General features: G+C 71.9%; 18 protein-coding genes. 2 read left to right on the top strand and 16 right to left on the bottom strand.

What is annotated here, in order from left to right:
* Positions 1–4: 4 nt before the first annotated feature.
* The 8 genes from ABZT14_RS18095 to mltG all read right to left on the bottom strand — a co-directional run bounded on the left by ABZT14_RS18095 (position 5) and on the right by mltG (position 7,626).
* On the bottom strand, positions 5–1,117 hold the full coding sequence (locus ABZT14_RS18095) for an aminopeptidase P family protein (protein ID WP_356303445.1): 1,113 nt from the start codon (positions 1,115–1,117) through the stop codon (positions 5–7).
* A 67-nt stretch (positions 1,118–1,184) separates the two neighbouring features.
* Positions 1,185–2,045 (bottom strand): AAA family ATPase, encoded by an 861-nt coding sequence (locus tag ABZT14_RS18090; RefSeq protein ID WP_356303443.1) that lies wholly within the window; start codon positions 2,043–2,045, stop codon positions 1,185–1,187.
* 130 nt (positions 2,046–2,175) lie between these two features.
* Positions 2,176–2,628, bottom strand: coding sequence for a type II 3-dehydroquinate dehydratase (aroQ, locus tag ABZT14_RS18085; protein ID WP_356303440.1), 453 nt, complete (start codon positions 2,626–2,628; stop codon positions 2,176–2,178).
* Positions 2,625–3,746, bottom strand: a complete 1,122-nt coding sequence (gene aroB / locus ABZT14_RS18080) for a 3-dehydroquinate synthase (RefSeq protein WP_356303437.1) — start codon at positions 3,744–3,746, stop codon at positions 2,625–2,627. Before aroB ends, aroQ begins: the two co-directional genes overlap by 4 nt.
* Positions 3,743–4,258 (bottom strand): shikimate kinase, encoded by a 516-nt coding sequence (locus ABZT14_RS18075; RefSeq protein WP_356303434.1) that lies wholly within the window; start codon positions 4,256–4,258, stop codon positions 3,743–3,745. The genes aroB and ABZT14_RS18075 overlap by 4 nt, the downstream gene beginning before the upstream one ends.
* Positions 4,255–5,439 carry a chorismate synthase gene (gene aroC / locus ABZT14_RS18070; protein ID WP_356303431.1) on the bottom strand — a complete coding sequence of 395 codons (1,185 nt, stop codon included), beginning with the start codon at positions 5,437–5,439 and terminating at the stop codon, positions 4,255–4,257. The genes ABZT14_RS18075 and aroC overlap by 4 nt, the downstream gene beginning before the upstream one ends.
* Positions 5,440–5,572: 133 nt before the next feature.
* The gene (locus ABZT14_RS18065; RefSeq protein WP_356303428.1) at positions 5,573–6,397 is read right to left on the bottom strand and encodes a shikimate dehydrogenase; all 825 of its coding nucleotides are present in this window, start codon (positions 6,395–6,397) and stop codon (positions 5,573–5,575) included.
* On the bottom strand, positions 6,397–7,626 hold the full coding sequence (mltG, locus tag ABZT14_RS18060) for an endolytic transglycosylase MltG (protein WP_356303425.1): 1,230 nt from the start codon (positions 7,624–7,626) through the stop codon (positions 6,397–6,399). The genes ABZT14_RS18065 and mltG overlap by 1 nt, the downstream gene beginning before the upstream one ends.
* 12 nt (positions 7,627–7,638) lie before the next feature.
* Between mltG and ABZT14_RS18055 the strand changes: the two genes are divergently transcribed.
* Positions 7,639–8,214: a hypothetical protein gene (locus ABZT14_RS18055; RefSeq protein WP_356303422.1), complete on the top strand. Its 576-nt coding sequence runs from the start codon at positions 7,639–7,641 to the stop codon at positions 8,212–8,214.
* Between the two features lie 151 nt (positions 8,215–8,365).
* Here the strand turns inward: ABZT14_RS18055 and ruvX are convergent, their stop codons facing one another.
* The 5 genes from ruvX to rpsD form a co-directional block, all read right to left on the bottom strand.
* Positions 8,366–8,857 carry a Holliday junction resolvase RuvX gene (gene ruvX, locus ABZT14_RS18050; RefSeq protein WP_356303419.1) on the bottom strand — a complete coding sequence of 164 codons (492 nt, stop codon included), beginning with the start codon at positions 8,855–8,857 and terminating at the stop codon, positions 8,366–8,368.
* Entirely contained in the window at positions 8,854–11,523 is a 2,670-nt protein-coding gene (gene alaS / locus ABZT14_RS18045; RefSeq protein ID WP_356303416.1) for an alanine--tRNA ligase, read from the bottom strand. The genes ruvX and alaS overlap by 4 nt, the downstream gene beginning before the upstream one ends.
* Complete coding sequence (locus tag ABZT14_RS18040; RefSeq protein WP_356303413.1) at positions 11,523–11,855, bottom strand: DUF6167 family protein; 333 nt, start codon at positions 11,853–11,855, stop codon at positions 11,523–11,525. The genes alaS and ABZT14_RS18040 overlap by 1 nt, the downstream gene beginning before the upstream one ends.
* Positions 11,856–11,861: 6 nt before the next feature.
* A complete protein-coding gene (locus ABZT14_RS18035) occupies positions 11,862–12,287 on the bottom strand; it encodes a DUF948 domain-containing protein (RefSeq protein ID WP_356303410.1) in 426 nt (141 codons plus the stop codon).
* A 422-nt stretch (positions 12,288–12,709) separates the two neighbouring features.
* The gene (gene rpsD / locus ABZT14_RS18030; RefSeq protein ID WP_356303406.1) at positions 12,710–13,321 is read right to left on the bottom strand and encodes a 30S ribosomal protein S4; all 612 of its coding nucleotides are present in this window, start codon (positions 13,319–13,321) and stop codon (positions 12,710–12,712) included.
* Positions 13,322–13,827: 506 nt separating this feature from the next.
* Between rpsD and ABZT14_RS18025 the strand changes: the two genes are divergently transcribed.
* Positions 13,828–14,265 carry a DUF2470 domain-containing protein gene (locus ABZT14_RS18025; RefSeq protein WP_356303403.1) on the top strand — a complete coding sequence of 146 codons (438 nt, stop codon included), beginning with the start codon at positions 13,828–13,830 and terminating at the stop codon, positions 14,263–14,265.
* A 133-nt stretch (positions 14,266–14,398) separates the two neighbouring features.
* On the opposite strand, the gene ABZT14_RS18020 is transcribed toward ABZT14_RS18025, so the two are convergent.
* The 3 genes from ABZT14_RS18020 to hisS all read right to left on the bottom strand — a co-directional run bounded on the left by ABZT14_RS18020 (position 14,399) and on the right by hisS (position 17,795).
* The gene (locus tag ABZT14_RS18020; protein ID WP_356303400.1) at positions 14,399–15,760 is read right to left on the bottom strand and encodes a replication-associated recombination protein A; all 1,362 of its coding nucleotides are present in this window, start codon (positions 15,758–15,760) and stop codon (positions 14,399–14,401) included.
* A 69-nt stretch (positions 15,761–15,829) separates the two neighbouring features.
* Positions 15,830–16,468: a vitamin K epoxide reductase family protein gene (locus ABZT14_RS18015; protein ID WP_356303397.1), complete on the bottom strand. Its 639-nt coding sequence runs from the start codon at positions 16,466–16,468 to the stop codon at positions 15,830–15,832.
* 40 nt (positions 16,469–16,508) lie between these two features.
* Positions 16,509–17,795 (bottom strand): histidine--tRNA ligase, encoded by a 1,287-nt coding sequence (gene hisS / locus ABZT14_RS18010; protein WP_356303394.1) that lies wholly within the window; start codon positions 17,793–17,795, stop codon positions 16,509–16,511.
* Between the last annotated feature and the right edge of the window lie 7 nt (positions 17,796–17,802).

Below are 17,802 nucleotides of genomic sequence, written 5' to 3'. Positions count from 1 at the left end.
CGAGCTACAGCGCGAGCAGCTCCTTGGTCGTGATGGTGAGTAGCTCGGGTCCGCCGTCCGCCTCGGGGCGGACGACGAGCGTGTCGTCGATCCGGACTCCGCCCCGTCCCGGGAGGTGGACTCCCGGTTCGACGGTGACCGGCACACAAGCGTCCAGTTTACCCACGCCCCCGGGTGCCAGCCGAGGGTCCTCCCCGATTTCCAGCCCCACCCCGTGCCCGGTGGCCTCCGCCAGGCGGTCCCCCAGCCCCGCTCCCTCCAGCAGTTGACGTGCCGCGCGGTCCACCGACTGGTACGGGGCGCCCGGCGCCAACGCCTCCCGGGCCGCCCGCTGCGCCGCGAACACCAGGTCGTACAGCTCCACCTGCCAGTCCTCCGGCGCACTGCCGATCACGAAGGTACGGCCGATCTGGCAGCGGTACCCCTGGTACTCCGCGCCCAGCCGGACCGACAGGAAGTCACCCTCCTCCACCCGGCGGTCGGTCGGGCGGTGGCCGGGCACCCCGGAGTGGACGCCGGTGGCCACCGAGGTCGGGAAGGCGGGGCCGTCGGCACCGTGGTCTACCAACCGGCGCTCCAGCTCCAGGGCCAGGTGCCGTTCGGTGCGGCCCACCAGGATGGACTCCAACAGTTCGCCCAGCGCCTGGTCGGTGATCTCCGAGGCGATCCGCAGGGCGGCGATCTCCTCGGGACCCTTGGTCAGCCGCTGGGACTCCACCACCGCACCCAGGTCGGCGAGTTGGAGCCCCTCGGCCACCCGGCCCAGCTCCCGGTACCGGCTGACGGTCAGATGGTGCTCCTCCACCGCCAGCCGTCCGGCTCCCTGGCGCACGGCCAGTTCGACGGCGGCCAGCGCGGTGTCCGCCGGCCGCTCCGGGCCCGCCGGAACCCGGACCAGGTGCGGCCCCTCGGGGGTGGTGGACGGCTGGTCGGACGCGGTGGCCGGGACCACCAGGGAGTCCCGCTCCCCCGGGCCGAGCAGCAACACCGCCCCGGCCCCACCGTGTCCGGTCAGATAGCGGACGTTGGCCGGGCCGCAGACCAGAGCGGCCTCCGGGCCGTTGGTGACGCCTCGTTCACGGAGTCGGGCACGACGCTTCAGGTACACCTCGGACATGTCCCGACTGTAGGCACTCGGGACCGATTCGGCCGGTTGGGAGGGGCCGGACGGGCGGCCGTCTGGGCTACCAGCTGGGCGGGCTGGCCAGTCCGCGGGCCACCGCGTCGTTCAGCATCTGGGCGGTGGCCACCACGTCCAGCTGGGAGTTGTCGATGATCGGCAGCCCCGAGCCGTACCAGCCGGCCATCCGGCCGTGGATACGGGCCACCTCCTCGTCGCTGAGCCGGCGGTTGCCGCTGCGCGCGGCGTTCCGCTCCAGCACGATCTCCAGCCCGGGCAGCAGCACCACCGGCAGCAGCCCCGGCCCCACGTGCCGCTTCCAGCCGCCCAGCCCGATGGCCGGCCGGTCCGGGAAGACCGCGTCGTCGATGATGCAGGAGATGTTGTTGGCGAGGAAGTTGCGGGCGGCGAAGCCGCAGGTGCGGCGGGCCAGCCGGTACTGGGCCTCGGAGTGGTCGTTCCAGCCGGCCTGGGGGTCGGCGAACCCCGAGCGCACCCACTCACGGACGTCGTCCAGGCTGATGTGGGCGGTGGGCACCGGCCGTTGGTCCGCCCAGTAGCGGGCCACGGTGGTCTTGCCGGCACCGGCCGGCCCGATCAGCAGCACCGCGACCGCCGCGTGCGCGGCGTCCCCCAGCGCCGGGTCGGCGGACGGAGCCGGCACCTCCACGGGGGCGCCGGGAGGGAGCCGGATGTGCCCGGTGGTCTCCACCGGGGGTTTCTGCACCGGGGGCGCGGGGGCCTGGGGTGCCGGCGGCTGCTGGGTGGGGTGGCCGCCCCAGTGGGGCTGCGGCGCCTGGCCCGGCGGGGGGTGACCGTGCTGCGGGGGCGGAGGCGGGGCCGGTTGTCGGTGCGGGCGACCGTACGGATACCCGGGTACGGGCTCCGAGGGAGGGACGGGCGGCTGTGCCCCGTAGTGCTGCATCCGGTGCCCACTCCGTCTCGTCCGTGCACCTTGTGGCAGTGCTGCTGTCACTGAATACGAACCGTACCTGCCCTCGCCCACCACCGGTGTGGGGGCCGGGGTTTCGGCTTTTCCACGGAGGGTGACGGGTTCAGTCGGTCAACTGCTCGGCGAGGGCCCGCAGCGCGAGGGTGTAGGACCCGATGCCGAAGCCGGCGACCGTACCGGAGGCGACGGCCGCCACCACCGAGTTGTGCCGGAACTCCTCCCTGCGGTGGGGGTTGGACAGGTGCACCTCGATCAGGGGTGCGGTGCGCTGCGCGGCGGCGTCCCGCATCCCGTACGAGTAGTGGGTGAAGGCACCGGGGTTGAGCACCACCGGCAGGGTGTGGTCCGCCGCCTCGTGCAGCCAGCGGATCATCTCGCCCTCGTCGTTGGTCTCCCGGACCTCCACCTCCAGGCCCAGTGCGGCGCCCACCTCGGCGCAGCGCCCCACCAGCCCCTCGTATGACGTGGTTCCGTAGACATCCGGTTCCCGCGACCCCAGTCGGCCCAGGTTGGGGCCGTTGAGGACCAGCACCTTCCGGGCCGCCCTCCCGCTCACGCGTCACCCGCCGCGATCTCGGCGTGGGCGGCCAGCAGCATGGCCGGGTCCGGCCCCTCCAGCACCACCGGCTTGGCCAGGCCGTCCAGCACGATGAAGCGCAACAGGTCCCCCCGGGACTTCTTGTCCACCCGCATCGTCTCCAGCAGCCGGGGCCACTGGTCGCCCCGGTAGGTCACCGGCAGTCCGACGGACTCCAGCACCCGGCGGTGCCGGTCGGCGGTGTCGTCGTCCAACCGCCCGGCGATCCGGCCCAGTTCGGCGGCGAACACCATGCCGACCGAGACGGCCGCGCCGTGCCGCCAGTTGTAGCGCTCGTTCTTCTCGATGGCGTGGGCCAGGGTGTGGCCGTAGTTGAGGATCTCCCGGGGCCCGGACTCCTTCAGGTCGCGGGAGACCACGTCCGCCTTGACCCGGATCGAGCGCTCCAGCAGCTCGGTGGTGTGCGGGCCGGTGGGGGTACGGGCACCCTCCGGGTCCGCCTCGATCAGCTCCAGGATGCCCGGGTCGGCGATGAAACCGGCCTTGATCACCTCGGCCAGACCGCTGACGTACTCGTGGGGGGACAGCGACTCCAGGGCGGCCAGGTCGCACAGCACCCCGGCCGGTGGGTGGAAGGCGCCGACCAGGTTCTTGCCCTCGGCGGTGTTGATGCCGGTCTTACCGCCGATCGCCGCGTCCACCATGCCCAGCACCGTGGTGGGGACGGCCACCCACCGCACCCCGCGCAGCCAGGTCGCGGCCACGAAGCCGGCCAGGTCGGTGGTGGCCCCGCCGCCGACCCCGACCAGCACGTCGGTGCGGGTGAAGCCGCTCTGGCCCAGGGCCTTCCAGCAGTAGGCGGCGACCTCGGCGGTCTTGGCCTCCTCGGCATTGGGCAGCTGCACGGCGATCGCCTCGAAGCCCTGGCCCTGGAGGTCCTCGCGGAGCAGCTGTCCGGTCTCGGCGAGGGCCTCGGGGTGCAGCACCGCCACCCGCCGGGCGCCGCCGACCAACCCCGGCAGTTCGCCCAGCAGTTGGCGTCCGATCAGCACGTCGTAGGGCGGTGCCCCGGCCTCACCGGGCACGGTGACCCGCAGGGGCTCGGACGGCTCGGGGGAAGTCGGGGATGCCGTCATGTGGTGCTGGGCTCCAATGCGTCGAGTACGGCCTGGGCCACCTGCTCGGGGTCCAGGCCCCCGGTGGTGACGGTGGCCCGGGCGACCTGCTGGTACAGGGGCCGGCGCTGGCCCATCAGGTCGCGCCACTGTTTGCGGGGGTTGATGGTCAGCAGCGGTCGGGGGGCGTCCAGACCGACCCGTTTGACCGCCTCGCCCACCTCCATGTCGAGGAACACCACCGGCAGCCCGGACAGCAGCTCGCGGTTCTCCTCGGAGATCACCGCTCCCCCGCCCAGGGCCAGTACGCCGGTGTGTTCGGTCACCGCCAGGCGTACCGCCTCGCGTTCCAGGGCGCGGAAGTGGTCCTCGCCGTGGTTGACGAAGATCTCGGAGATGGGCTGGGCGGCGCGCTGTTCGATGTCGGTGTCGGTGTCGCGGAAGCCGACGTCCAGCCGTTCGGCGAGCAGCCGGCCCACCGTGGTCTTGCCGACGCCCATCGGGCCGACCAGGACGACGCGGGGGGCGCTCATCGGATCGCCAGGTGGTCGAGGTAGCCCCGGACGTTGCGGCGGGTCTCCGTCACGCTGTCGCCGCCGAACTTCTCCGCCACGCAGTCGGCCAGCACCAGGGCGACCATGGCCTCCGCCACGATGCCCGCCGCCGGCACCGCGCACACGTCCGAGCGCTGGTGGTGGGCGCTGGTCGCCTCACCGGTGCGGACGTCCACGGTGGCCAGGGCGCGGGGCACGGTGGCGATGGGCTTCATCGCCGCGCGTACCCGCAGCAGTTCGCCGGTGGACAGTCCGCCCTCGGTGCCCCCGGAGCGGCCGGACGCCCGGCGGATACCGTCCTCGGTGGCGTGGATCTCGTCGTGGGCCTGCGAACCGGGGACCCGGGCCAGGTCGAAGCCGTCGCCCAGTTCGACGCCCTTGATCGCCTGGATGCCCATCAGGGCGCCGGCCAGCCGGGAGTCCAGCCGCCGGTCCCAGTGCACATGGGAGCCCAGTCCGACCGGCACCCCGTGGGCGACCACCTCGACGACCCCGCCGAGGGTGTCGCCGTCCTTGTGGGCCTGGTCGATCTCGGCCACCATCGCGGCGCTGGCGTCCTCGTCCAGGCAGCGCACCGGGTCGGCGTCCAGCCGGGTCACGTCCTCCGGCACCGGAACGGTGCCGTACGGGGCCTTGGCGGCGCCGAGTTCCACCACGTGGGAGACGATCTCCACCCCGGCGGTCTCCCGCAGGTAGGAGCGGGCCACGGTGCCCAGCGCGACACGGGCGGCGGTCTCCCTGGCGGAGGCCCGCTCCAGCACCGGGCGGGCCTCGTCGAAGCCGTACTTCTGCATCCCCGCCAGGTCGGCGTGACCGGGCCGGGGTCGGGTGAGGGGGGCGTTGCGGGCCAGTTCGGCCAGTTCCTCGGCCGGCACCGGGTCGGCGGCCATCACCTGTTCCCACTTGGGCCACTCGGTGTTGCCGACCATGATCGCCACCGGCGAGCCGAGGGTGGACCCGTGGCGTACCCCGCCGAGGAAGGTCACCTCGTCCCGCTCGAACTTCATCCGCGCTCCACGGCCGTAACCGAGGCGACGGCGCGCCAGCGCGTCGGCCACCATGTCCGTGGTGATCGGCACCCCGGCGGGCAGCCCCTCCAGAGTGGCGACGAGGGCGGGGCCGTGTGACTCCCCCGCGGTCAGCCAGCGCAACCTGCTCAACGGTGCTCCTCAGCTCCCTGGGCCTTGAGGTTTCCGCCCTGATCCTTTCATGGCGCCGGGCGGGTCAGACCCCGAGTCCAGGGTACGGACGCCGCCCCGGCCCCTTCCGGGGTTCCGGTTCGCGGCCGGCGGTTCAGCGTTCGGCCAGCGCCCGCCGCCCGGCCTCCCGCATCGCCTCCAGGGGGGCCCGTTCCACCCCGGTCATCAGCTCCACCTGGAGCGCCGCCTGGTGGACCAGCAGGTCCAGGCCGCTGACCACGGTGCCGCCCCGCTCCCGCCAGGCGGCGGCCAGGGGGGTGGGCCAGGGGTCGTAGAGCACCTCGAACAGGGTTCCCGGACGCGCCGGTACCGCATCCACCAGGGCGTCGGTCGCCCCGGCCGGAGTGGTGGCGACCACCAGCGGGGCGGCGAGGGAGTCCGCCGCACCGGCCCAGTCCCGGGGGGCGACGGCCACCCCGAGCCGCTCCCCCAGGGTGGACATCTGCTCGGCCCGGTGGTGCCCGCGCACCCGGGCGGTCACCGCTCCGGTGCACAGTTCGGCCACGGCGGCCAGGGCGGACGCGGCGGTGGCGCCGGCGCCCAGCAGGGTCACCGCCGGCACCCGGTCGACCCCACGCTCGGCGAGGGCGGCACGCATCCCGGGGATGTCGGTGTTGTCGCCGATGCGCGAACTCCCCCGGAACAGCACGGTGTTGACCGCCTCCACGGTGGCGGCCGGGGCGCTGACCTGGTCCAGCAGCGGGATGACGGCGCGTTTGAGGGGCATGGTCAGGGACAGCCCGGCCCAGTCCTGGTCCAGCCCGTCCAGGAAGCCCTTCAGCCCGTCCTCGTCCACCTCGTGGCGCTCGTACGTCCAGTCGTCCAGCCCCAGTTCGCGGTAGGCGGCCCGGTGCAGCACCGGGGACAGGGAGTGGGCGATGGGCGAGCCCAGTACGGCCGCCCGGTGCGCGCCGGACATCAGTCGTTCCCCTTCTTGCGGCGTTCCTCGTTGAACTCCCGCACGTTCTTGTCGTGTTGCTCCTTGGTCTCCGCGAACCGGGTGTCCCCCGGCTTCACGGTGACGAAGTACAGCCACTTGCCCTTGGTCGGGTTGAGGGCCGCCTTCAACGCCTGGTGCCCGGGGCTGTCGATGGGCCCCGGGGGCAGGCCCTTGTGCAAGTAGGTGTTGTACGGGGAGGGGTAGCGGGTGTCGCCGACCGAGACGTCCAGAGTGGAGCGGCCCATCGCGTAGTTGATGGTGGAGTCGAAGTCCAGGCGGCCCCAGGTGGCGGTGTTGCCCGGCTTGAGGCGGTTGTAGATCACCCGGGAGACCTTGCCGAACTCGTTGTCCTCCTGGGCCTCGGCCTGGATCAGGGAGGCGATGGTCACGATCTCGCGGGGGCTGCGCCCGACCTTCCGCGCCTCCCGTTCGAGGTTGACCCGCGCGAACTCCGAGGTGCCCCGCTTGACCATCTGCCGCAGGACGTCCTGGGGCTTGTCCGAGGGGGCGACGCTGTAGCGGGAGGGGAACAGCAGCCCCTCGGGGTTGTTCTCGGCCCACTTGGGCAGACCCAGGTCGGTCTTCTTGGCGACCTTGGAGGTGGAGCCCTTGCGCAGTTTGAGCTGTTTGTCGATCAGGGCGTAGATCCGGGAGGCCCGCAGGCCCTCGGCGACGATCAGGGTGTTCTGGCTCTTGGGGTCCAACATGCGGGTGACGGCGGCCTTGGCCGACATGTTCTTGCGCATCGAGTAGGTGCCGGGCGAGATGCCCTGGGCCCGCTGGTCGGACTCGGTGGCCTCCACGAAGGCGTCGTGGGACTTCACCACTCCGGCCCGCTTGAGGATGTTGCCCATGTCCGACAGGGAGGAGCCCTCGGGGATGCGGACCGAAACCTCCCCGGTGCCCTGGCCGTTGTAGTCGGGGGCGCTGGCGAACCGGCTCTCCCAGAAGCGGTAGCCGAAGTAGCCGACGGTGCCCAGTACGGCCAGCAGGAAGGCGAGGCCCAGGCAGGTGAAACGCCGGCCGCGTCCCTCGCTCCGGTCCCGGTCCCGGTCCCGGCCCCGACGGCCGGACTGCTGCTGTGCCTTGGTGTCGGCGAGGAACGCCCGGCGTTCCTCCTCGGCATCCTCGTCCCGGTCCAGGAAGAACGCTTCCTCACCCTGGTCGGGCCCGGGGTCCCAGCCGCTGTCGGGCAGGTCCTCGGCCACCTGGTGCACCGCGTGCGCCCCGGTGTCCGGCCCCTGCTGCTGCCCCTGGTGGGGGTACGGGTGCCCGGGGTGACCCGGGTGCGAGGGGTGACCGGGCTGACCAGGGTGCCCCGGGTACGAGGGATGGCCGGACTGCTGCTGGCCGTACGGGTGACTGCCCTGCCGGTCGGGGGCGGCCAGGTGGCCGGCCTGAGGGGGGTACACCTGGTGGCCGCCGGTGTCAGCGCCGTGGTGACCCGGATGACCGGGGTGCCCGGGCTGGCCAGGGTGACCGGGCTGACCGTAGTGGCCGGACTGACCCGGGTACTGCGGATGGGGCTGGCCGTAGTGGCCGGAGGGGTATCCCTGGGAATCGGTGGGGAACTGCCCGGTGTCCCACTGCTGCCCGTACCCGTTCTGCGGATGCTCCGGGATCGGGTAGCCGTTCTGGTCGTACTGCGGGTAGCCACCGGTGGTGTCCTGCGGGTAGTAGTACGGCTGCTGCCCGCCGTAGGTGGTGTCCCAACTCCCCGCTTGGGCTGGCTCCCCAGGACTCGTACCCCATCCCTGATCCCCGTAGAGGGGATCGTCGGGATACCAGGGTTGTGAGCCGGAGTCCCGGCCGTAGTCAGTCATCGATCCCCTTGTGCCGCCAATCGACAGCGGACAACGCGCCCTTGGGCGGATTGGTCCGAGCACACCGACGCGTGGATGCCCCGGAACAGACTGTCGTGTCGCGCGGAACGTTACCGTACCGCGATCAGGCCCCCACCTCGACGCACTCCCCCGGGGGCCGCCCCGAGGTCCGTTCGGCGTCCAGGGCGCTCTGCAGGATCACCACCGCCGCGGCCTGGTCCACCCGGGACCGGCCCTTCCTGGTGTTCACCCCGGAGGCGCGCATGGACTGGGTGGCGGTGACCGTGGTCATCCGCTCGTCCACCAGCCGCACCGGCACCGGGGCGATGCCCCGGGCCAACTGCCGGGCGAAGCCCCGCACCTTGTCGGCGGCCGGCCCCTCCCGCCCGCTGAGCGAACGGGGGAGGCCGACGACCACTTCCAACGGCTCGTACTCGGCGACCAGTTGCCCCAGTCGCCGCAGCGCGGCCGGTACGTCCCGCCCGGGCACCGTCTCCACCGGGGTGGCCAGTACCCCGTCGGGGTCACAGCTGGCCACACCCACGCGGGCGTCCCCGACGTCGACCGCCAGCCGGCGGCCTCGCCGCGGCGGAGCCGAGCCACTCTCCTCGGTCACGCCTTCTCCGACACCATCTGACGGACCGCCAGGATCGCCCGCTCCACGGCCTCCGGGTCCTGGCCGCCGCCCTGGGCCACGTCGGGCTTGCCGCCGCCCCCGCCACCGAGGGTCTTGGCCGCCGTACGGACCAGGTCGCCGGCCTTGAGGCCGCGCTCCCGCGCCGCCTCGTTGGTGGCGATCACGGTGAGCGGACGGTCCTTGGTGACCGTGAACAGGGCCACCACGGCCGGCCGCGAGGCCGGTACCCGTCCCCGTACGTCCAGCACCAGGGTGCGCAGGTTCTCCGGGGTGGTGCCCTCCTCCACCCGGGCCGCGACCAGCGACACCCCGTGCACGTCTTGGGCGCCCTCGGCCAGTCCGGCGGCGGCCTGGAGGACCTTCTCCGCGCGGAACCGCTCGATCTCCTTCTCCGCCTCACGGAGCCGGCTGAGCATTCCCGAGACCCGCTCGGGCAGTTCCTCCGGGCGGCTGCCCTTGACCAGGTCGGTCAGCTGGGAGACCACCGTGTGCTCCTTGGCCAGGAAGCGGTAGGCGTCCACCCCGACCAGGGCCTCCACCCGGCGCACCCCGGAGCCGATGGAGGACTCGCCCAGCAGCTTCACCAGCCCCAGCTGGGCGGTGTTGCCCACGTGGGTGCCTCCGCACAGTTCCTTGGAGAAGTCGCCGATGGAGATCACCCGCACCTCCTCGCCGTACTTCTCGCCGAACTCCGCGAGCGCGCCCTGCTTCTTGGCCTGGTCGATGCTCATCACCTCGGAGGTGACCTCCAGTTCACGGGAGAGCACCTCGTTGATCTTCTGCTCCACGTCCGTGAGCACCGTGCCCGGTACGGCCGAGGGCGAACCGAAGTCGAAACGGAACCGACCGGCGGAGTTCTCCGACCCGGCCTGGGCGGCCGTCGGCCCCAGGGCGTCACGCAACGCCTGGTGGGTGAGGTGGGTGGCGCTGTGCGCCCGGGCGATGGCCCGACGGCGGGTGACGTCGATCTGGCTGTACGCCGAGGCGCCCAGGGTCACCTCGCCGACCTGCACCACGCCCTTGTGGACGCTCACCCCGGTGACGGGCTTCTGCACGTCCCGCACCTGGATCACCGCACCGCCCTCGACCCGGATCCGCCCGGTGTCGGCCAGCTGCCCGCCGGCCTCGGCGTAGAAGGGGGTACGGTCCAGGACCACCTCGACCTCGTCGCCCTCGTGGGCGGCCGGGGAGGGCAGGCCGTCCACCAGCAGGCCCACCACGGTGGCCTCGCCCTCGGTGTCGGTGTACCCGATGAACTCGGTGTTGCCGGCCGAGTCGGCCACCTCGCGGTAGGCCGACAGGTCGGCGTGACCGGTCTTCTTGGCCTGGGCGTCGGCCTTGGCCCGCTCCCGCTGCTCCCTCATCAGCCGGCGGAACCCGTCCTCGTCCACGGACAGGCCCTGTTCGGCGGCCATCTCCAGGGTGAGGTCGATCGGGAAGCCCCAGGTGTCGTGGAGCAGGAACGCCTTGTCGCCGGACAGCACGCGCCCACCGGAGGACCTGGTCTGGGCGACGGCCTCCTCCAGGATGCCGGTGCCGGCCTTGAGGGTCTTCAGGAACGCCGACTCCTCGGCCAGGGCCACCGTCTGGATGCGCCGACGGTCCTCCAACAGCTCCGGGTACTGCTGGCCCATGGTCTTCAGCACCACGTCCACCAGCCGTCCGACGACCGGCCCCTCGGCGCCCAGCAGCCGCATGTTGCGGATGGCCCGCCGCATGATCCGGCGCAGTACGTAGCCCCGGCCCTCGTTGCCGGGGGTGACCCCGTCGCCGATCAGCATCACCGAGGTCCGCAGGTGGTCGGCGACCACCCGCAGGGACACGTCGGTGCGCTCGCTGGTGCCGTAGCGGACACCGGTCAGCTCGGTGGCCTCGTCCATGACCACACGCAGGGTGTCGGTCTCGTACATGTTCGGCACGTCCTGGAGGATCATCGCCAGGCGTTCCAGACCGAGTCCGGTGTCGATGTTGCGGGTGGGCAGGTCGCCGAGCAGCTCGTAGTCCTTGCCCCGGCCGGGCCCGCGCTCGTACTGCATGAAGACCAGGTTCCAGATCTCCACGTAACGCTCGTCGTTGACGGCCGGGCCGCCCTCGGGGCCGAACGCCGGGCCCCGGTCGTAGTTGACCTCGGAGCAGGGACCACAGGGACCGGGCACGCCCATGTCCCAGTAGTTCTCCTCCTTGCCCAACCGCTGGATACGTTCGGCGGGCACGCCCACCACGTCACGCCAGATCCGCTCGGCCTCGTCGTCGTCCTGGTAGACGGTGATCCACAGCCGGTCGCCCTCCAGGCCGTACCCGCCCTGGTCCTGCGGGGTGGTCAGCAGCTCCCAGGCCAGCTTGGCGGCGCCCTCCTTGAAGTAGTCACCGAAGGAGAAGTTGCCGCACATCTGGAAGAAGGTGCCGTGCCGGGTGGTCTTGCCGACCTCCTCGATGTCCGGGGTGCGCACGCACTTCTGCACGCTCACGGCCCGGTCGTAGGGCGGCTTGACCTCGCCGAGGAAGTACGGCTTGAACGGCACCATGCCCGCCGGGACCAGCAACAGCGTCGGGTCGTCGGCGATCAGCGATGCCGACGGCACCGCGGTGTGCCCCCGCTCCTCGAAGAAGCGCAGCCAACGCCGACGAATCTCTGCCGACTCCATCAGTGGTCCTCTCTCCAGTCGTGGGGACGTTCAACGGGGTGCTGGGCGCCGCCCAGTTGGGGCCTGGGCGCCTGTGCGGCGATCCGGGGAGGATCGACGTCCACCGGGGCGTTCAGCCCGAGTGCCTCGTTCAACTCCCCCTCACGCTGGGCCATTCCGGCCCGTACGTCCAGGGCGAACTCCCTGAGCCGGTGCCCGGTCTCCACCGCCCGGTCGGCGGCCCGGTGGGCCAGCGCGTCGGGCTTCAACTCCCGCAGCTTGCGCTGCACCTTGGTGGTGGCCCACACCCCGGCGGCGGCGCCGGTGGTGAACCAGAAGGCTCGACGGAACATGCGGTCTCAGCCCCTCTTCCGCCGGCCACCGGCCCATCGGGCGGCCGACACCGTACGTCCTGTGACCACCCGGCTCGGGGGTGGCTTCTGCTTGCGCCCCATGGCCCGCCGCACCCCGTAACCGAAGGCGGCGACCTTGACCAGGGGGCCCCCGAAGGTGGTGGAGACGGTGGAGGACAGGGCCGAGGCGTTGGAGGTGACCTCCTGCACGTCGCTGGCGATGGCGTCCACCCGCTCCAGCTGGGACTGGGCCGAGCGCACCGTCACCGAGGCCTCGCCCAGCAGCGGTACGGCCCGCTCGGTCACGTCGGTGACCAGTTTGGTGGCCGCCCTGAGCGTCTGCGCCAGCCTCACCAACACCACGGCGAGGAAGGACACCAGGATCGCCCAGAAGACCGCCACCAGGATGCCGGCAACCTCTCCACCGGACACGCTCGCACCGCCTTCGCGGAACCCCTCGGGTTCCCTCGGATTCGTCTGCCCCTCCCCCGGCGACCGGAGTGACCGGGCGGCCGAGGGGTCCCTGCCACCCCGGTCGGGGTGGCCCGAGTCGCTCGCCACCGGATCGCAACGTCCTGGGCCGCGGTTCGGCGGCAGGGCACGACCCTACCGCGCCAAGCCACCTGTCCCGTAACGGCTTTCGGGCCGCCACGGCGATCACGCGCCGGCCGCCGAACGGCCCGTCGGCCGACCGCCGGCGGGCGCCCGCACACACCGCAGCCCGCCTCCCGGCCGGCCGGAACCGGAGGGAGACGGGCTGGGGCACGAACGTGGCCGGGGACCACACCGCCGAGGTCCGCTACGCGGGAGGTCCCACGTGGTGACCGCTCACGCGTGGGGCGTGAGCGAGCGGATCAACGGGCGTAGTACTCCACGACCAGCTGCTCGTCGCAGATCACCGGGATCTCCTTGCGCTGCGGGTCCCGGTCCAGGCGGAAGGCCAGCGCCTGAAGGTTGACCTCCAGGTAGCGCGGGGTCTCGCCGTCGGTGGCGTAGCCACCCTCACGGGCCACCTGGAAGGGGTGCTTGCTGCGGCTGCGCTCGCGCACCCGCACCACGTCGTCGGGACGGACGTGGAAGGACGGCTTGTCGACCTTGCGGCCGTTGACGTCGATGTGGCCGTGGGTGACCATCTGCCGGGCCTGGTAGATGGTGCGGGCCAGGCCGGAGCGGAGCACCAGGGCGTCGAGGCGACGCTCCAGCTCCACGATCAGGGCCTCACCGGTCTTGCCCTCGACCTTGCGGGCGCGCTCGTAGGCACGGGCCATCTGGCGCTCGCTGATGTCGTACTGCGCGCGCAGCCGCTGCTTCTCCAGCAGCCGCACCTTGTAGTCGCTGTTCTGCTTGCGGCCACGGCCGTGCTCCCCCGGGGGGTAGGGGCGCTGCTCGAAGTACTTGACGGCCTTCGGGGTCAGCGCGATGCCGAGGGCACGCGACTTCTTGACCTTGGGACGCGACTGGTTCACGTTGAACGGACCTCCATGTAAGTTAGGTGAGCCTTACCTTACCGGAGGAGAACGCTATGTCTCGACCTGGCAGCGGTGTGCCTGGCGCCGGCTCGGCTCATTACGCGGACATTGATCGGGGCGAACCAGCCCACACCACACCACAGGCTCGGCAGCCCACCGCTGCCGAGCGCGTACGCACACTGGTCGAGTCGAACGCCTCAGCGGCGCTGACCATCCCAGGCATGGAGACGGATCCGCTGGCCTCCGAAGTACGCGAGGCCCGCACGGTCACCGCCGATGGGGATGTGCTCTTGCTCGTCCCGGCCGGGTCCCCTGCCGCGAGGGCGGGGAACCGTGCCCGGGGGGACGATGTTACCGCTGTCCTGGAGATCACGGACGTCGCCCCCGTCTCCGTACCCCACCGCATCCGGGGAAGGGCCTGGGTCGCCGGTTGGCTCACCGCCACCCAGCAGAGGAAAACCGCAGGTTGGACCGGGTTGGACGGCCTCACCCACCCCGACGGTATGGGTTCGGTCACGTCCTGGACCGCGCTGCGACTGGAGGTCGGGGAGACCTGTGTGGACGACCTGTGGGGCACCGAGACGGTGGAGCCGGAGGACTTCACCGTCGCCGCACCGGACCCCCTGGCCCAGCACGAGACGGAGCTGCTCCAGCACCTCGCCAGCTCCCACGACTCCCATCTGCGCACCCTCAGCCGGCTGTTGGGCGACGAACGGCAGAGCCTGTGCGCCCTGCACGACGTCGAGCTGGACGAGTCCCTGGCCCACGATGCCTGCTGGTCGGCGGTGCCCCTGGCGCTGGACCGGTTCGGGATGCGGGTGCGCTTCGTCACCGGGGGCTCGGCGGTCTTCGACGCCCGCTTCGAGTTCCCGGACCCGGTGCGGGACGTGGCCGAACTCCGGCTCGCCATGCGGAGGTTGTTCGACGCGGCGGAGGCGTAGCGGCTCACGGCCCCAGCGCCTCGACTTCACCCGAAGGTGGGGCGCTCGGGGTTGACGTGCGGGCGCGCGCCGAAGCGGCGGGCGCCCGCCGGAGTACGGGGGAACGCGCTGGGGCGGGCCGGACGTGCCGGGGTCAGCGCTCGGGTTCCTGGCCTCGGAGCCGTGCCCGCACCCGCTCCCACACGTCGGCGTACCTCGCCTCGGCGCCGTACCGGGTGGGGGTGTAGTACCGCTTGCCGTGGATGCCGTCCGGGGCGTACTGCTGTGCCGCGACGGCACCCGGAAGGTCGTGCGGGTACTGGTAACCCTCGCCGTGGCCCAGGGAGTTGGAGCCCTTGTAGTGGGTGTCCCGCAGATGGGGCGGAACGGGGCCGGCCCTGCCGGCGCGGACGTCCTCCAGGGCCGCGTCGATCCCCAGGTAGGCGGCGTTGGACTTGGGGGCGAGGGCGAGCGCCACCGTGACCTGGGCCAGGGTGATCCGCGCCTCCGGGAACCCGATCATCGCCACCGCCTGCGCGCCCGCCACGGCCGTCTGGAGCGCGGTGGGGTCGGCCAGGCCGACGTCCTCACTGGCGGAGATCATCAGCCGGCGGGCGATGAAGCGCGGGTCCTCCCCCGCCTCGACCATGCGGGCCAGGTAGTGCAGCGCGGCGTCCACGTCGGAGCCCCGGATCGACTTGATCAGGGCGCTGGCCACGTCGTAGTGCTGGTCGCCGTCCCGGTCGTACTTCACCGCCGCCCGGTCCACCGACTCCTCCAGGGTGGCCAGCGATATCTCCGCCTCCCCCTTGGCCAGCGCCGCGCCCGCCCCCGCCTCCAGGGCGGTCAGCGCCCGTCGGGCGTCCCCTCCGGCGATCCGCAGCAGGTGTTCCTCGGCCTCCGTCGACAGGCTCACCGAACCGGCCAGCCCGCGTTCCTCCTCGACCGCCCGGTGCAGCAGCCCCCTGAGGTCGTCCTCGGTGAGCGGCTCCAGGGTCAGCAGCAGGGAACGGGACAACAGGGGGGAGATCACCGAGAAGTACGGGTTCTCCGTGGTGGCGGCGATCAGGGTCACCCAGCGGTTCTCCACCGCCGGCAGCAGGGAGTCCTGCTGTGCCTTGCTGAACCGGTGGATCTCGTCCAGGAACAGGACGGTGTCCTTGCCGTAGGCCCCCGAGGAGCGTCGGGCGCCGTCGATGACCGCGCGGACCTCCTTGACGCCGGCGGTGATCGCCGACAGCTCCACGAACCGCTTGTCGGTGGCCTGGCTGACCACGTAGGCCAGCGTCGTCTTGCCGGTGCCGGGCGGCCCCCACAGCAGCACCGAGGCGGGACCGGCCGGTCCCTCGCCCCCCTCACCGACCAGTCGGCGCAGCGGGGAACCAGGACGCAGCAGGTGCTGCTGGCCCACCACCTCGCCCAGGTCGCGGGGGCGCATCCGTACGGCGAGGGGGCTGGCTGAGAGGTTACGGTCCTGGCGGTCCTCGGCCGCCGCCGTGAACAGGTCGGGCTCCACGCCGGAAACCTTAGTTCACCCCGGTGACAACGCACCGGCGAGCGCCTCCGCCGAGGACGGTGGAGGCGGTCAGCTGGTCCAGAACTCCCACCAGCGGACCAGGATCAGGATGCCGATCACGCCCAGCCACAGCACCGGGATCGTCCAGTGGAACTCCAGCAGGGTGCGACGCAGCCCCTCGGGCGCGGGCAGCAACCGGTGGCGGAGGTTGTGGACCGTGGTGTACCAGAACATCAGGATGGTCGCGGCCCAGGCCAGGCAGCACCACAGGCACAGCGAGCCGATCTCGTACAGCGACTGGTACTGCAACCAGGTGCAGAAGCCCACCCCGAACAGGGTGCCGCCCTGGAGGCCCAGCCAGTACCAGCGGGGGTGGCGGGCCCCGGCCAGGGCGGCCACTCCGATACCGATCACGATGGAGTAGGTGACCATCCCCAGCAGGGGGTTCGGGAAGCCGAAGGCCGAGGCCTGGTCGGACTCCATCACGTTGCCGCAGGAGACGATCGGGTTGAGGCTGCACCCGGGGGTGAAGGTGCGCCCCTCGGCCTTGGCCTCCAGGATCTTCATCTTGTCCAGGGTGATCACGAAGGAGGCGAGCAGCCCGGCGGCCCCCGTGACGATCAGCAGCCAGGCGAAGGGCCGGGAGGCGCCCACCGCGACCTCGGTCGGCTCGTCCACGCTGTCCCGCGCGTCCTGTTGCGGTGCCATGGTCGTCATGATGCCCAATCCCGTCCTGGAGTCGTGGCGGTCATTGTGCCTCACGGACCGTGGTCAGCGTCAGCCTCGAACGCAGCCGGGAGACCACCTCGTCCAAGGCCACCGGAGCCTGTTCGCCGCTTTCGAGGTCCTTCAACTGGGCGACGTTCTCGGCGAGGTCACGCTCTCCGGCGACCAGCGCGAAGCGCGCGCCGGAACGGTTGGCGGACTTCATGGCGTTCTTCAGCCCCTTGCCGCCGAAGGCGAAGTCGGCGGTGACGCCCGCCCGGCGCAGTTCGGTCACCACGGAGAACAGCGCGCGCCGGGCCTCCTCGCCCAGGGGCACCGCGTAGACCTGGACCGGCGGCGCCAGGTCCAGTCGTACGTCCTCCTCGTCCAGGGCCAGCACGGTGCGGTCCACTCCCAGGGCCCAGCCCACGGACGGGAGTTCGGGTCCCCCGATCATCTCCGACAGCCCGTCGTACCGTCCGCCGCCGCCCAGCGCGGACTGGGCGCCCAGCCCGTCGTGGACGAACTCGAAGGTGGTGCGGGTGTAGTAGTCCAGGCCGCGCACTAGCTTGGGGTCGTCCTCGAAGGGGATCTCGGCGATCGTGAGCAGTTCGCGCACCCGCTCGTGGTAGTCCCGGCACTCCTGGCACAGGTGGTCGCGCATCATGGGGGCGCCGGTCAGCTGCTTCTGTACGCTCTCGCGCTTGTCGTCGAGCACCCGCAGGGGGTTGATCTCGATCCGGTCCCGGGTGGCCTCGTCCAGGTCGAGGGCGCGCAGGAACTCCTGGAGCAGTTCGCGGTAGGCCGGGCGGCACTTCCGGTCGCCCAGGGAGTTGAGCAGCAGCCGGTAGTCGCGCAGGCCGAGGCTACGGAAGCCGTCGTCGGCCAGGATGACCAACTCGGCGTCCAGGTGCGGGTCCTCGGCACCGATGGCCTCCGCGCCGACCTGGGAGAAGTGGCGGTAGCGGCCCTTCTGGGGGCGCTCGTAGCGGTAGTAGGAGCCGGAGTACCAGAGCTTGACCGGCAGGTTGCCGGCCTTGTGCAGGTTGGCCTCCAGGGCGGCGCGCAGCACCGAGGCGGTGCCCTCGGGGCGCAGCGCGAGTTCGTCGCCGCCCTTGGTGGTGAAGGCGTACATCTCCTTGGTCACCACGTCGGTGGACTCGCCCACGCCTCGGGCGAAGAGTTCCACCTCCTCGAAACCGGGGGTCTCCACGTATCCGTAGCCGGCCCGGCGCGCCGGCAGCGCCAGGGCCTCGCGCACCGCCAGGTAGCGGGCGGAGTCGGGGGGGAGCAGGTCGTACGTGCCCTTGGGGGCCTGGAAAGTCCGCACGGAGAGT

It is taken from the genome of Streptomyces sp. NPDC005438 (assembly GCF_040606315.1).
Lineage (GTDB): Bacteria > Actinomycetota > Actinomycetes > Streptomycetales > Streptomycetaceae > Streptomyces.
This window is presented reverse-complemented; position numbering and strand designations above follow the sequence as displayed.